The sequence below is a fragment of the Streptomyces sp. NPDC059443 genome (assembly GCF_042750105.1).
Lineage (GTDB): Bacteria > Actinomycetota > Actinomycetes > Streptomycetales > Streptomycetaceae > Streptomyces.
The window spans coordinates 29853-43622 of the sequence record NZ_JBHYVM010000044.1 but is presented as its reverse complement, the minus strand read 5'-3'; the positions used below and the strand labels follow the sequence as shown (position 1 = coordinate 43622).

General features: G+C 71.1%; 15 protein-coding genes. 8 read left to right on the top strand and 7 right to left on the bottom strand.

All coding sequences use genetic code 11. The features are described 5' to 3' along the window. Positions 1 to 355 precede the first annotated feature (355 nt). From ACFXDJ_RS32060 to ACFXDJ_RS32050, 3 genes are read right to left on the bottom strand one after another with little or no spacing between them, the layout of a single operon-like run. Positions 356 to 1108 (bottom strand): SDR family NAD(P)-dependent oxidoreductase, encoded by a 753-nt coding sequence (locus ACFXDJ_RS32060; protein WP_384654030.1) that lies wholly within the window; start codon positions 1106 to 1108, stop codon positions 356 to 358. Continuing rightward, on the bottom strand, positions 1105 to 2091 hold the full coding sequence (locus ACFXDJ_RS32055) for a 3-oxoacyl-ACP synthase III family protein (protein WP_384654028.1): 987 nt from the start codon (positions 2089 to 2091) through the stop codon (positions 1105 to 1107). Before ACFXDJ_RS32055 ends, ACFXDJ_RS32060 begins: the two co-directional genes overlap by 4 nt. Positions 2092 to 2102: 11 nt before the next feature. After that, complete coding sequence (locus tag ACFXDJ_RS32050; RefSeq protein WP_030390264.1) at positions 2103 to 2357, bottom strand: hypothetical protein; 255 nt, start codon at positions 2355 to 2357, stop codon at positions 2103 to 2105. Positions 2358 to 2563: 206 nt separating this feature from the next. Between ACFXDJ_RS32050 and ACFXDJ_RS32045 the strand changes: the two genes are divergently transcribed. From ACFXDJ_RS32045 to ACFXDJ_RS32015, 7 genes are all read left to right on the top strand, one after another. Further along, positions 2564 to 3460, top strand: coding sequence for a class I SAM-dependent methyltransferase (locus ACFXDJ_RS32045; protein ID WP_384654026.1), 897 nt, complete (start codon positions 2564 to 2566; stop codon positions 3458 to 3460). Between the two features lie 10 nt (positions 3461 to 3470). Further along, on the top strand, positions 3471 to 5039 hold the full coding sequence (locus tag ACFXDJ_RS32040) for a flavin-containing monooxygenase (RefSeq protein ID WP_384654024.1): 1569 nt from the start codon (positions 3471 to 3473) through the stop codon (positions 5037 to 5039). A 30-nt stretch (positions 5040 to 5069) separates the two neighbouring features. Continuing rightward, positions 5070 to 6605, top strand: coding sequence for an FAD-binding protein (locus ACFXDJ_RS32035; RefSeq protein ID WP_384654022.1), 1536 nt, complete (start codon positions 5070 to 5072; stop codon positions 6603 to 6605). Positions 6606 to 6696: 91 nt separating this feature from the next. Beyond that, positions 6697 to 7170, top strand: a complete 474-nt coding sequence (locus ACFXDJ_RS32030) for an SRPBCC family protein (protein WP_384654020.1) — start codon at positions 6697 to 6699, stop codon at positions 7168 to 7170. Then, complete coding sequence (locus ACFXDJ_RS32025) at positions 7167 to 8015, top strand: alpha/beta fold hydrolase (protein WP_384654018.1); 849 nt, start codon at positions 7167 to 7169, stop codon at positions 8013 to 8015. The genes ACFXDJ_RS32030 and ACFXDJ_RS32025 overlap by 4 nt, the downstream gene beginning before the upstream one ends. 10 nt (positions 8016 to 8025) lie before the next feature. After that, a complete protein-coding gene (locus ACFXDJ_RS32020) occupies positions 8026 to 8670 on the top strand; it encodes a 4'-phosphopantetheinyl transferase (RefSeq protein ID WP_384654017.1) in 645 nt (214 codons plus the stop codon). 69 nt (positions 8671 to 8739) lie between these two features. Continuing rightward, positions 8740 to 9207 (top strand): GNAT family N-acetyltransferase, encoded by a 468-nt coding sequence (locus tag ACFXDJ_RS32015; protein WP_384654015.1) that lies wholly within the window; start codon positions 8740 to 8742, stop codon positions 9205 to 9207. Positions 9208 to 9213: 6 nt separating this feature from the next. Here the strand turns inward: ACFXDJ_RS32015 and ACFXDJ_RS32010 are convergent, their stop codons facing one another. The 4 genes from ACFXDJ_RS32010 to ACFXDJ_RS31995 all read right to left on the bottom strand — a co-directional run bounded on the left by ACFXDJ_RS32010 (position 9214) and on the right by ACFXDJ_RS31995 (position 12420). After that, the gene (locus tag ACFXDJ_RS32010; RefSeq protein WP_384654013.1) at positions 9214 to 10212 is read right to left on the bottom strand and encodes an AraC family transcriptional regulator; all 999 of its coding nucleotides are present in this window, start codon (positions 10210 to 10212) and stop codon (positions 9214 to 9216) included. A gap of 146 nt (positions 10213 to 10358) precedes the next feature. Next, entirely contained in the window at positions 10359 to 10853 is a 495-nt protein-coding gene (locus ACFXDJ_RS32005; protein WP_384654011.1) for a DUF1772 domain-containing protein, read from the bottom strand. Then, positions 10850 to 11485 (bottom strand): hemerythrin domain-containing protein, encoded by a 636-nt coding sequence (locus ACFXDJ_RS32000; RefSeq protein ID WP_384654009.1) that lies wholly within the window; start codon positions 11483 to 11485, stop codon positions 10850 to 10852. The genes ACFXDJ_RS32005 and ACFXDJ_RS32000 overlap by 4 nt, the downstream gene beginning before the upstream one ends. Positions 11486 to 11601: 116 nt before the next feature. Further along, positions 11602 to 12420 carry an NAD(P)H-binding protein gene (locus tag ACFXDJ_RS31995; RefSeq protein ID WP_384654007.1) on the bottom strand — a complete coding sequence of 273 codons (819 nt, stop codon included), beginning with the start codon at positions 12418 to 12420 and terminating at the stop codon, positions 11602 to 11604. A 343-nt stretch (positions 12421 to 12763) separates the two neighbouring features. On the opposite strand from ACFXDJ_RS31995, the gene ACFXDJ_RS31990 reads away from it, so the two are divergent. After that, a complete protein-coding gene (locus ACFXDJ_RS31990; protein WP_384654005.1) occupies positions 12764 to 13756 on the top strand; it encodes an AMP-binding protein in 993 nt (330 codons plus the stop codon). Positions 13757 to 13770 lie beyond the last annotated feature (14 nt).

The following is a 13770-nucleotide window of genomic DNA, read 5'->3' as shown; positions in this document are numbered from 1 at the left end:
GTTGTCGCGCCGCTGGGGGTGGGCGTCGCCCCCCGCCCCGCGGGGCCTCCCCCCGCGGGGCTGGGGCGCCGCCCCGGGCGGCCTGACCCACCCACCCCGGCCGGCCGCGCCCGCGGCCGGGGGCCCGGGCCCCGGCCGCCCCTCGCCGGCCGCGGTCTAACCCGGGGGGGGGCCTTCGCGTGCCCGTAGGCGTACCCGTACGCATGCCCGTACGCGTGCCCGTACGAAGAACGGCCCCGGCCTCCCTGGGGGGTGGGAGGCCGGGGCCCGGAGGGGACCGCGTGGGGGGACCGCGGGTGGGGACCGCGGCGGGCGGATCGCGGCGGGGGAACCGCGGGCGGATCAGGTGAGCGGATCAGGTGATGGAGACTCCGCTGTCGATGCTGACGACCTGGCCCGTCATGCAGTCCTGGTCGAGGAAGAGGGAGACGCTGCGCGCCACCTCCTCGACCGTGACGAAGCGGGGGATCGGGGCCTTGCCTTCCATGCCCTCGATCACCCGGTCCGGCAGGGTGTTGGTCATGCCGGTGATCATGAACCCCGGGGAGAGGGCGTTCACCGTCACCCCGCGCCGGCCGCACTCCGACGCGAGCGTGCGGGTGAACCCGATCAGACCGGCCTTCGACGCCGAGTAAGCCGTCTGGCCGGCCGTCGCGATGATGCCCGACGGGGACACGATGTTGATCACGCGGCCCCACCGCTGCCGCAGCATGTACGGCACGGAGACCCGGGCGGTGTGGAACGACCCGATCAGGTTGGTCTGGATGACCTGCGCCCAGTCCGCCGGGTTCTGCATCGCCATCAGGCTGTCCTTGCGGATGGCCCCGTTGTTGACGAGGACGTCCACCGGGCCGAGCTCGGCGGAGATCCGCTCGTAGAGGGCCTGGGTGGCCTCCCACGAACCGACGTCACCCGTCACCAGCACCGACGGGTTGGTCAGCTTCTCCTGGACCGCCTCGGCGGCCTCCTTGGAGCTGTTGTAGTGGACGGCGACCCGGCAGCCCAGGGCGTCCAGCTCCAGCGCCAGGGCCTGGCCGAGGCCGCCCGAGGCGCCGGTGACGAGCGCGACCGGGGACGCCGGCCGCTCACCCGCACTGTTCTTGCTCATGCCGCGACACCGCCCCATTCCATCAGGATCGAACCCCACGTCATACCGGCTCCGAAGCCGGCCAGCAGGACCTTGTCCCCGGACTTGATCCGGCCCTCTTCGAGCGCCTCGGTCAGTGCGATCGGGATCGACGCCGAGGCCGTGTTGCCGTACTTCTGGAGGTTGGTGATCAGGGCCTCCTGCCGCAGGCCGGTGTGCGCCAGGATCGAGTTGATGATCCGGATGTTGGCCTGGTGCGGTACGACGTGGTCGACGTCCGCGGCGTCCACCTTGGCGTTCTCCAGCGTCTCGCGCACCGTACGGACGGTGTAGCGCACGGCGTTGAGGTAGATCTCGTTGCCGTTGATCTGCGCGTAGTGCAGACCCGCGTCCAGCGTCTCCTGGGTGGTCGGCATCCGGCTGCCGCCGGCGAGCACCTTGAGCGAGCCGGTGCAGGCGCCGTCGGCGCCCAGGTTCCAGGCCTTGACCCGGTTCTCGGCGCCCGGCTGCAGGACGACCGCGCCCGCGCCGTCGCCGACGAGGATGGACAGGTCCCGGTCGGCCGGGTTGGCCGTCAGGGTGTGGGTGTCGGAGCCGATCAGCAGGATCGGGCGGGGGTCGATGGCGATCAGCGCCATCGCGGACACCAGCCCGTAGACGAAGCCCGCACACTCGGAGTTGACGTCGTGCGCGCTCCCGGAGATGCCCAGTTCGTGGTGGACGAACGCGGACGTCGCCGGGGACGGCTGCTCGGGCGTGGCGGTCGCGACGATGAGGTGGGCGATGTCGGCGCCGGTGAGCCCGGCCTTCTCCAGCGCACGCCGGCCGGCCTCGACGGCCAGGGAGGCGGTGGTCTGCCCCGGGTCGACCGCCCGCCGCTCGCGGATGCCGCAGCGGCTGACGACCCAGTGCTCGTCCACGCCGAAGCGCTCCGCGAGTTCGGCACTGGTGACGATGCGTTCGGGTACGGACATGCCCCACCCGGTGATGTCGAAGCCGGTCACGTCACCCCTCGCTATGCCTGGGCCGGGACGAGATCGACGATCTTCGCGTACACGTCACGCAGCGTGGTCGTGTCGTCGAGGTCGGCGAAGAGCGACTCGTCGGCCGGGATGTGCGGGTACTGGTTCTGGAAGCCGTACAGCCACTCCATCAGGTCCAGCGAGTCGACGTCCGCGATGTGCTGGAGCGGAGCGTCGGGGCTGACCTCCGCGGCACCCGAAACGGCCTCGAGCTGGCTCGCCAGCTCTTCGATGGTGGGCAGCGACATGGGGTCGGTCCTCTCTCGGCAATGCAACTCGGCAGGTCGTGTCTTGTTTTCGAGAGCGATGAAATATCCGCACCCGCAAGGAAGCCGCAACACGGCCCCGGCCGGTGAATCCGGACCGTCTTGCGCGCTCCTTGCGGGCCATCCGGTTTTCTCGGTCGCGAATTCGGAAAACACGGCCCGCCGAACACGCAGGAATGAGGATCAGGATGACAACGGTCGCCCCCAAGTCGGTGGACCCCGAGGTCGACGCGATCAGGCACCACTACGAGGTCAGCAACGACTTCTACCGGCTCCTGCTGGGCCCGACGATGATGTACTCCGGCGGCTACTGGGAGCCCGGCGAGGACCTGGTCGCCACCCTCGACGAGGCCCAGGAGCGCAAGCTCGACAAGTTCGCCGAGCTCGCGAACGTGGCGCCCGGCGGCGCCCGTCGCGTCCTGGACATCGGCTGCGGCTGGGGCACCATGCTCAACCGCCTCACCACCGTGCACGGTGCGCAGGAGGCCGTCGGCCTGACCCTGTCGCGCACCCAGGAAGCCTTCATCGACGGCCTGAACAACCCGCGGATCACCACGCTGGTCCAGAGCTGGGCGGACTACAAGGTCGCCGACGGCGCCGAGAAGTACGACGCGGCCTTCTGCATCAACGCGCTGGAGCACTTCGTCTCCTCCAACCTGCCGCCGAAGGAGCGCACCAAGCGCTACCGGTACTTCTTCCAGCAGGTCGGCAATGCCCTGAACCCGGGTGCGAAGTTCGTGCTGCACACCATGACCGCCGAGGCGCTCCCGATGAACCGCGGGCTCCTGGACGACCTGAAGTTCCTCCAGCGCTCCGAGTTCGAGGGCTGCCACATCCCGCACCTGAGCGAGCTGAGCGCCGCCGCCGAGGGTCTCTTCGAGATCGACGAGATCGTCAACGAGCGCGAGTCCTTCGCGATGGCCTGCCGCGCCTGGCTGGTCCTGCTGGCCGAGCGCCGGGACGAGGCCGTGGCGATGGAGGGCGAAGAGGTCGTCTCCCGCTTCGAGCGCTACCTCGACATCTTCGCCTACACGCTTGAGGACAAGTTCTTCAACAACTTCCGCGTCACCATCACTCGCCGCTAAGGAGGCCGACGTGACGAGCATTCTCAACCCGGCCACGGACGGCGGGGCGCGCACGGGCAACGAGCCGGCCCCCGGCGGCCACGGCCGCGGCCCGACCCGCCACCTGCGGGTCGCGGTCATCGGTACCGGCTTCTCGGGCCTGGGCACCGCCATCCGACTGCTGCAGTCGGGCATCGACGACTTCCTGGTGTTCGAGCGGGCCGACGAGGTCGGCGGCACCTGGCGCGACAACAGCTATCCGGGTTGTGCGTGCGATGTCATGTCCCACCTCTACTCGTTCTCGTTCGCCCAGAACCCGAACTGGAAGTCCACCTTCGGCAAGCGCGACGAGCTGTACGCGTACCTGCGCGACACGGCCGACCGCTTCGGGGTGCGCCCGCACATCCGGTTCGGGCACGAACTCGTCGCCGCCCGGTGGGACGACGGCGAGCGGCACTGGAAGATCGAGACCTCGCAGGGCGACTACACCGCGCAGGTCCTGGTCACCGGCACCGGCTACCTCAGCGAGGCGGCCGTGCCGGACATCAAGGGGCTCGCGGACTTCGAGGGCAAGGTCTTCCACTCCTCGAACTGGGAGCACGACCACGACCTGAGCGGCCGCCGCGTCGCGGTCATCGGTACGGGCGCCTCCGCCATCCAGTTCGTCCCGCAGATCCAGCCCGAGGTCGGGCAGCTGGACCTCTACCAGCGCACGCCCCCGTGGATCGGCCCGAAGGCCGACAAGCCCACCACCCCGCTCCAGGCCAAGCTGCTGCGCTCGGTGCCCGGCTACCAGAACTTCCGGCGGAACTTCAACATGTGGGGCCGGGAGATCCTGGCCTTCGTGATGGCCCGCCCGAAGGTCGCCGGGAAGATGCAGAAGATGGCCAGCGACCACCTCAAGAAGTCGGTCCCGGACGAGGCGCTGCGCGCCAAGCTCACGCCCGACTACGTGATGGCGTGCAAGCGCCTGCTCTTCTCCAACACCTGGTACCCGGCGATCCAGCAGCCCAACGTGGACCTGGTCACCGACGGCATCGCCGAGGTCCGCGCCAAGTCGATCGTCGGCAAGGACGGGGTCGAGCGCGAGGTCGACACCATCATCCTGGGTACGGGCTTCCAGGCCACCGACCGACCGGTCGCCCGGCGGATCTGGGGCCGGGGCGGCGTGCAGCTGCGCGAGGCGTGGAAGGACGGCATGTCCGCCCACCGCGGCACGACCATCGCCGGCTTCCCGAACCTGTTCATGCTGCTCGGCCCGAACACCACGCTGGGGCACTCCTCCCAGGTCGTGATGATCGAGGCGCAGATCGGCTACGTCATGGACGCGCTGAAGCAGATCGACAAGCGCGGCCTGGCCAGCGTCGAGGTCCGCCAGGAGGCGCAGGACGCCTACAACAAGGCGCTCGACGCCAAGCTCGACGGCTCCGTGTGGAACGCGGGCAACTGCCAGAGCTGGTACCTGGACGCCAGCGGCCGCAACCCCTCGATCTGGCCCACGTACACCTGGCGCTTCCGTGCCCAGACCAAGCGCTTCGACCTGAGCGAGTACCAGCTCGCCTCTCAGGTGCGCACCACCAAGCCGGTACCTCACCAGTAGTACGCCACGGGAATCGGGAGACGTACCCAGATGAGCACTACCCCAAGAACCAACGCCGACGCTTCCTCGGCCGTCGCACAGCCGTCGCGGCGCAGGGTTCTCAGCGGCATCGCGGCCACCGCCGTCGCCGTCGTCGGCTGGAACGCGGTCGACCAGACCTGGGCCACGGCCGCCGAGGCCGCGGGCAACGAGAACATCGTCCCGGTACCCGGGCTGGTCGGAACGCTGGAGACGGGGCCGGCCACGGTCGATTCCTTCGGCAAGGACTTCGGCCACCTCTTCGACGCGGCGGCCAACAAGCCGTGGGCCGTGCTCCGGCCGGGCGGGGTCGACGACATCGTCAAGATCGTCAACTACGCCCGGGACAACGGCATCAAGGTCGCGGTGAACGGCCAGGGCGGCACCGGCGCCGACATCGAGTCCCACTCGGTCTACGGCCAGGCCCGCGTCCCGGGCGGCATCTCCATCGACGCCAAGGGCATGTCGAAGATCCTCTCCATCGGCAGCGACCACGCCGTGGTCGAGGCCGGTGTCACGTGGGGCCAGCTGACCGACGCCACCCTGGCGCAGGACAAGACCCCGCCGGCGCTGCCCGACTACCTGTACATCTCGGTCGGCGGCACCCTCAGCGTCGGCGGCATCGGCGGCACCGTGCAGAAGTACGGCCTGCTCGTCGACACCGTGCAGTCCATCGACATCATCACCGGTGACGGCCGCCTGGTGACGGCCTCCCCGTCCCTGCGCCCGGACCTGTTCAACGCGGCCCTTGCGGGCGGCGGCCAGGTCGGCATCATCGTCCGGGCCAAGGTCAAGCTGATCCCGGCGCCGAAGCGGTCGGTCATCTTCAGCCTCTTCTACGCCGACATCGAGACGTACCTCGCGGACTCGGAGAAGGTGCTGGCCGACGGCCGGTTCCAGGTCCTCGCGGGCGAGATGCTCCAGAAGCCGGACGGGTCGGGCTGGCGCTACAAGATGGAGGCCGGCGCCACCTACTGCACCACCGTGCCGGACCGCGCCAAGCTGCTGGACGGGCTGAACGACGTACGGGCCGACGCCATCATCGAGGACACGTCGTACCGGGAGTACATGTTCCGGCTCGACGCGTACGAGGCCTACCTGAAGTCGACCACCCACTGGTACCAGCCCAAGCCGTGGCTGAGCATGTTCCTGCCGGCGTCGAAGACGAAGACCTTCATGAAGCTGGTCGAGCGCGAGCTCACGGCCGAGTCGCTGGGCGGCGGATTCCTGCTCTTCTACCCGTACTACACCTCGAAGATCAAGCGTCCGCTGGCGATGCAGCCGAACGAATCGGTCGGCTACCTCTTCGACCTGCTGCGCTTCCCCAACCCGGGTGCGGACATCCAGGCCATGCTCGACCAGAACCGCCGCCTCTACGACATCGTCGTGGGCCTGGGCGGCAAGCGCTACCTGGTGGGCTCGGTCCCCAACATGACCAAGGCCGACTGGAAGGCCCACTTCGGCAACCGCTGGACGGCCTTCTCCAACGCCAAGGCGAAGTTCGACCCCCACAACACCTTCACCCCGGGCCAGGGCTTCTTCGCCTGACAGCAGCCTGACCGGTCGTGAAGTCCCGGCGGGGGCGGGGAGAGTCAGCCCCGCCCCCGCCGTTCTTTTCCGTATCTACTGGAGGCTTCCCATGACGACGTACGACTTGATCGACGAGGCGGTGATCGACGCCCCGGCGGACGCCGTCTGGGACGCGCTCGTCGCGGAGTTCCGCGGCGGCGAGAAGTGGTGGGTCCCGTCCAACACCTTCACCACGGTCTCCGGCGCCCCCGACGCGGTCGGCGGCAAGGTCGGCGTGACGGTGCACACCAAGGGCGCCGGCAACGGCGGGCTGAAGCTGCGCTTCACCTCCCGCACGGTCGCGGTGGAACCGGGCCGCCGCCTCGACATCGAGTACGTGGACGGTGTCTTCCGGGGACCCAGCACCTTCCTCCTCGAACCCCTCCCCGACGGCCGCACCCGGATCTCCATGCACTTCGTGGGCCGCCCGCACGGCTGGCTGAAGCTGCTGGCCAAGGTCGCGGACCTGGGCGCGGAACACTCCAAGGGCACCCTCGCGGCCTTCGAGTCGCTGGACCGGCAGCTCTCGGCGGTGCCGCGGTGAGAGCCGTCCCCGAGCTCACCCACGAGCTGACGGTCCGTACCGACGACGGAGCCGAACTCGCGGCCACCGTGCTCGCCCCGCTGGCGGGCCCGCCTGCCGGCCGACCGGCGGCCCCCGACGTGGTCCTCGTCCACGGCTGGGCGCACACCCGCCGGGCGTGGGGCACGGTCGCGGACCGGCTGGTCCGGGCCGGCCACCGGGTGGTCCTGTACGACCAGCGCGGCCACGGCGCCTCCACGCTGGGCCGCACCCCGGTCTCCGTGGAGCGGCTGGGCGCGGACCTCGCGGCGGTGCTGGGCGAGACCGGCGCGCGCGAGGCGGTGATCGTCGGCCACTCGGGCGGCGGGTTCGCGGCCCTGTCGTACGCCGCCACCTCGCCCTCGGCGGGCCGGCTGCGCGGTCTGGTGCTGCTCAGCACGGCGGCACACGGCCAGGACACCCCCGACAGCGAGGTGAAGATGATGGGCAACGCCCTCTTCTCCCGCGCTCTGCGCCGCCCGGGGCTCGGCCGCAAACTGCTCGGATCCACCATGGGCAAGGACGTCGACCCGGTCGTGCGGGACGTGAACCGCCAGATGTTCGCCGCGGCCGTCCCCCGGGTCCGCGCGGACTTCTTCCGCTGCACCAGGGGCTGGGACGTCCGCGAGGCGCTGAAGTCCGTCACCGTCCCGGCGGTGGTCCTGCACGGCGAAGCCGACAAGGTCATCGACATCGAACTGGCCCGGATCCTCTCGGAGGTCCTCCCCGGCGCCCGTTTCGAACAGATCCCCGGCGCGGGCCACATGCTCCCGCTGGAACGCCCGCTCCTCGCGGTCTCGGCGGTCTCCGAACTCGCCTCGCGGTGAGGTGCCGGCCGTGATCGAAGCGCTCCTGCCCCCGGGCGTCACGTCGTCGGAAGCCTTCGACGACGCGGCGCCCGCACCCCTGTTCCCCGCGGAGGCGGCCCTGATGAAGGGCCGTCTCGCGCGGCGCCGCCGCCAGTTCGCCACCGCCCGCGCCTGCGCCCGCCGCTGCCTCGCCGAGCTCGGCCGCCCGCCCGCCGCCCTGCTCCCGGGCCCCGGCGGCGCCCCCCAGTGGCCGCGGGGCGTGGTCGGCAGCATCACCCACTGCGAGGGCTACCGGGCCGCGGTGGCGGCCCCTTCCTCCGCGATGACCGCCCTTGGCATCGACGCGGAACCGGCCGGCCCGCTCCCCCCGGGGGTCCTCGGCCTGATCACCTCCGCCGAGGAACGCGACCACCTGGCCGGCCTCGCCTCGGCCGACCCCTCCGTGCCCTGGGACCGGCTCTTCTTCTCCGCGAAGGAGGCCGCCTACAAGGCCTGGTACCCGGCCACCGGCATCTGGCTCGGCTTCCGCGAGGCCACCCTCACCCTCTCCCCCGCGGGCACCTTCACCACCACCCTCCACCCCTCGGTCCACCCGCCCGTGGACCCGGTGTACGAGGGCCGCTGGACGACCACCCCCTCGCTGGTCCTGACCCTCGTCTCCCGTACGGGCTGACCCACGCTGAGCCGACCTACGGGCTGACCTGCCTCTTTCCGCCCGCGCGCGACCTCGTAGGCTGCCGGGATGAGCACTTCGCCCCGTCTGGAACCGATCACCGCCGACAACTTCGACGCCGCCTGCGCCGTGCGGGTCGGGCCCGGTCAGGAACACCTCGTCGCGCCGGTGGTGAAGTCCCTGGCCGAGGCGTACGTCCATCCCGGCGTGGCCTGGCCCCGGCTCATCGTCGACGGCGAGGAGCCGGTCGGCTTCGTCATGGCCCACCACGACATCGCCTGGAACCCCGCCGAGGACCCGGCCGACATCCGCTCCGGCATCTGGCGCCTGAACATCTCCGCGGCCCACCAGGGCAAGGGCTACGGCCGGTTCGCGGTCCAGGCCGTCGCCGACGAGATCCGCCGCCGGGGCCGCGACCGCGCGTACGTCACGTACCACGCGGGCCCCGACGGCCCGGAGGCCTTCTACGCCGGCCTCGGCTTCCGCCCGACCGGCGAGCTGAGCGGCGACCAGCCGGTCGCCGAGCTGGCCCTCTGAGGAGCTCTAGGGGCCGGGCAGGACCACCGTTCCCGGCCGCCGGGGCGCCTCCGGCGGCAGCGTCGGGGCGGTGCCCGTGCGGAACTCCTGGGGGCTGATGCCCCGGACCCGCTTGAAGGCCGTCGAGAGCGCGAAGGCCGAGCCGTAGCCCACCCGGCGGGCCACCTTCTCCACCGTGGCGTCCGGTTCGCGCAGCAGATCGGCGGCGAGGGCCAGGCGCCAGCCGGTCAGGTAGGCCACCGGGGGCTCCCCCACGATCTCGTTGAACCGGCGGGCCATGGAAGCCCGCGAGACGCCCACCTTCAGCGCGAGCTCCGCGACGGTCCAGCCGTGGGACGGGTTCTCGTGGAGCAGCCGCAGCGCGGGGCCCACCACCGGGTCGCTCTGCGCGCGGTACCAGGAGGGAGCGCCGCTGCCGGGCGACGCCAGCCAGGTGCGGAGCACTCCGATCAGCAGCAGGTCCAGGAGCCGGTCCAGGACGATCTCCTGACCGGGCTCGTCCTTGGAGATCTCCGAAACCAGCAGGGTGACCAGGACGTTGTCGGCGGCCTCGGCCGGGCGGACGAGTACGGTCGGCAGCGCGCTGAGCAGCCGGCGACCGATCTCGCTCGGCGCCTGGTAGGTCCCGCTGAGCATCACCGCCGACCCGTCGTCCTGGAAGGCATCGCCCCACGTGCGCACGCCGAGCGCCATCGTGTCGGTGACGTCCTCGCCCTCCTCCGTGCTGCACCGCTGCTCCGGACCGACGGTGATCTGGACCGGCGTGTCCGGGGAGTCCGCGACCGTGTAGGGCTCGGGACCCCGTACGACGGCCACGTCTCCCGGCCGGATCCGGACCGGGTCTCCGGTGTCGGGCAGCAGCCAGGCGTCGCCGTGCACCATCGTGACGACGGAGAGCGGGGCCCGGTCCTCGACGCGCAGCGACCAGGGCGGGTTCAAGACGGACTTGAGCAGGAAGGCACCCCGGGCCTTGGGGCCTTCGAGCAGACCGGTCAGCGTGTCCATGCGTCGATCCTCTCCGAACATCCTCTTCCCGGCACACCAGCGGGTACACCGTCCGGCACACCCGGCGAAGCGCCCGCTCTCCCGCGGGGGACGGGTTCGGAGAGCGGGCGCCGTTCGCGGGGTGGAGCGGGTACGACGGGCCCTGCCTAGGCCGCCGACCCGCGCCCGTGCAGCGTCATCGCGCGGCCCAGCGCGGCCAGTGCCGCCGTACAGGCCAGGGTGCGCACGACGTTGCCGGAGGTCCAGCGTCCGCCGAAGCGGGAACGGGCCGCCGCGGCGTCCGCTCCGGCCTTGGCGAGCTGGTTGTTGAGGGGGATGTTCACGACGGCGGTCACCGCCAGCGAGAGCCCGTACAGCGCGAAGGCCAGCCAGCCCCAGCGCGCCGCGTCCGGGCGGCCGCCGCGCTGCTGCTGTACGGCCGCCATCCCGGTCGCCAGGAAGGCGCCGAGGAAGAGCAGGCCGAACAGGCCGTTGTCGATCGCCTCGTTGATGTTGCGCATGGCGGTCACGTACGTCAGGTCGTCGCCGCGGCCCAGGCCCGGCATCACCGAGATGTCGAAGGCGAAGTAGAGCCCGGCCATCAGGCCGGTGCCCACCGTCGCCGCCACCAGGGTCACGGATTGCGTGGTCGTGCTGGTCACTTCAGGATTCCCTTCAGCGTGCGCTCGTACCGCCTGCGCAACAGCGTCGCGCCGATCAGCCGGACGGGCGGCGGGATGGTCTCGGACACGTGGGCGACCGAGCGGCTGCTCGCGCCGTCGAACATCCACGGCTGGAGGTACGTCATCACGCGCATGGGGGCGCTGGAGACGACCTTGCGCTCCTCGGCCAGGTAGGCCCGCTCGCCGAGCCGGTCGAAGACCGGGAAGACGATCCGCTCCTCGTCGCGCAGGTGGTCGCGGAGCACGCCCTCGAAGGTCTGGGCCGCCGGGACCAGGCCCTCGCCGCGGCGGTCGATCGCCGTCGACACGGCCGCCATCGCCGCGTCCAGTTCCTCGTGGTCCTCGTGCAGTTCGCGGGCCTGCGCGTCGAAGTCGGCGTCGCGGCGGCGCAGTCCCGGCCACAGGACGTCGTCCTCGCTGGTGTGGTGCCATTCGATGACCTCGCGCAGCCGCTGCCACCACTCGGCGCCCGCGCCGTTCCACCGCGGGGCCGCCTCGCGCAGCCGGGCCGCGTCGCGGCGCATCGCCATGTGCATCAGGGCGAAGCCGTGGAAGTGCGGGGGGAGCGATTCCGCTCCGTTTTCGCTGGAGAACGACTTGGGAGTGGGCATGGGGCAGCCTCCTGCCGGTCGGTCGTGCTTTCCGAGTACCGGGCGGCGGCCGTACCAGAGTCGCCGCCCGGTCAAGGAGTGGGTAAGCGGCGGTGAGCCGCCTTCGGACGTTCCGGTCAGACGTTCCAGACCCCGGTCGCCGCCGCCTCGCGGGCGAAGTCCGAGAAGTCCTTGGGCTTGCGGCCCAGGGCCTCCTCGACACCGTGCACCAGGTGCGCGTTGCGCCCGTCGAGGGTCATGGTGAACAGGTCGGCCCACTCCTCCGGGAGACCGTTCTCGCGCAGCACCGCGCGGTACTGCTCGCTGGTCACGGGGGTGTACGAGATCTCGCGCCCGGTGGCCTTCGACAGCTCGGCGGCCACGTCGCCGTAGCTGAGCAGGCGCGGGCCGGAGAGCTCGTAGGTCTTCCCGATGTGCTTGTCGTCGGTCAGCGCGGCCACCACCACGTCCGCGATGTCGTCGGCGTCGACGAAGGCCTCCACGGCGTCCCCGGTCGGCAGGGCGATCTCGCCGCCCAGCACGGGGTCCCGGAAGAAGCTCTCGGAGAAGTTCTGGTTGAACCAGCTGGAGCGGACGATCGTCCAGTCCGCGTCGGAGGCCTTCAGGTTGTTCTCGCTGATCTGCGCGGCCTCTTCCCCACGGCCGGACAGCAGCACCAGGCGGCGCGCACCGTTGGCCACGGCCACCTTGGAGAATTCGCCGACCTGCTCGGAAGCGCCCGGGAAGGCGAGGTCGGGGTAGTAGGTCACGTACACCCGGTCGACGCCGTCGAGCGCCGGCACCCAGGTGGCGGGCTCGTTCCAGTCGAAGGCGGGTTCGCCGGTGCGGGAACCGATGCGGACCTCGCGGCCCTGGGCGGAGAGCTTCTCGGCGACGCGCCGGCCGGTCTTGCCGTGACCGCCGATAACAAGGGTGATCTTCGTGTTCTGAGTCATGAGTACAGTCAATTCCAGTCTCGCGAGACGGGCCATAGCCACAAAGCTCAGTTCCATGTGCGAGCGTCTACGGGTGGTCAACCCGAACGCACCGGCACAGTGTGGCTTCGGCATGAGCCCCAGAATCGTAGACATGCCCCCGGAGGGCGGGCCAGGCCGTCCCGAGCTGCCCTGCACCCCCCGTGGACCGGCCTTCGAGCGGTCCTCCAGCCCTTCCCGACCAGCCCCTGAGCGGTCCCTGACCGGTCCGTGAGCGGTCCTCTACGGCGAGACTTGAGCCGTCCTCCGGTCTCCCGCGACACCATCGGCCCTTGGAGTACCGACCCGTTCGCTGGGAGGCCGCATGAACGCCACTCCGGACCATCCGGAGCTCGACCAGTTGTCTGCCGACGTGGCAGGTCTGCTCGGAAGGGTCGGGCTCGACCCGGCCGACGAGCGGTCCTTCCGACGGGACCGCATAGACATCCGCTTCGCGGCCTCGGCCGCCCGGCATCCGAGCCGGATCGCCGCCCAGGACGCGGAGGAGCAGGCGACCTATCTGGAACTGGAATGGCTGGCCGACGACATCGCGCGGCGCCTGTCCGGGCGTTCCGGTCCCGGTACCGCCGTCGCCGTGCGCGTGGAGCGCTCCTGCACGGCCGCCGCCGCCGTGGTCGGCGCGATGCGCGCCGGGGCGGCGGTGCTGCCCCTGGAACCCGGGCACAACGCGGGACTCCAGGAGTTCCTGATGCGCGACGCGGGCGCCGAGGTGGTCCTCTCGGACAGCGGGCTGCTGCGCGACGAGATCCCCGTGGCCAAGGCGGGCCGGTTCGTCATCGCGATGCGTCCCGAGGTGACGATGCGCCGCGAGATCCCGCCGAAGACGGCGTTCATGGCGTTCCCTTCGGGCGGCGATCCGGGACGGGCCCTGGCCCTGCGGCCGGTGACCCACCTGGACGTGCTGTCGTGGGTGGACGGCTGCGTCCCGATGCTGGAATCGGGACCTGACGACGTATGGACGTACTTCCACTCCCTGAGCCTGGACCTGGGCATGCGGGAGATGTGGGGTCCGCTGCTGACCGGCGCGCGGACCGTGGTCGTGGACCGGGACACCGCGTCCGACCCGCACGGGTTCGCCCGGCTGCTGGCCGAGCAGCGGGTGACGGTACTGACGCAGCTGCCGTCCGCGTTCGCCCGGCTGACCGGGGCGGCGCGCGGGAGCACCCTGCCGGCGCTGCGGCACGTCCTGCTGTCGGGCGAGCCCGTGGATCCCTCGGTGCTGGCCGGCTGGCGGGCTTCCGGGATCGCTCCACAGGCCGTCGTACGCGATGTCTCGGGGTCGCCGACCGTCCTGTGAACGGCGTGGCACCG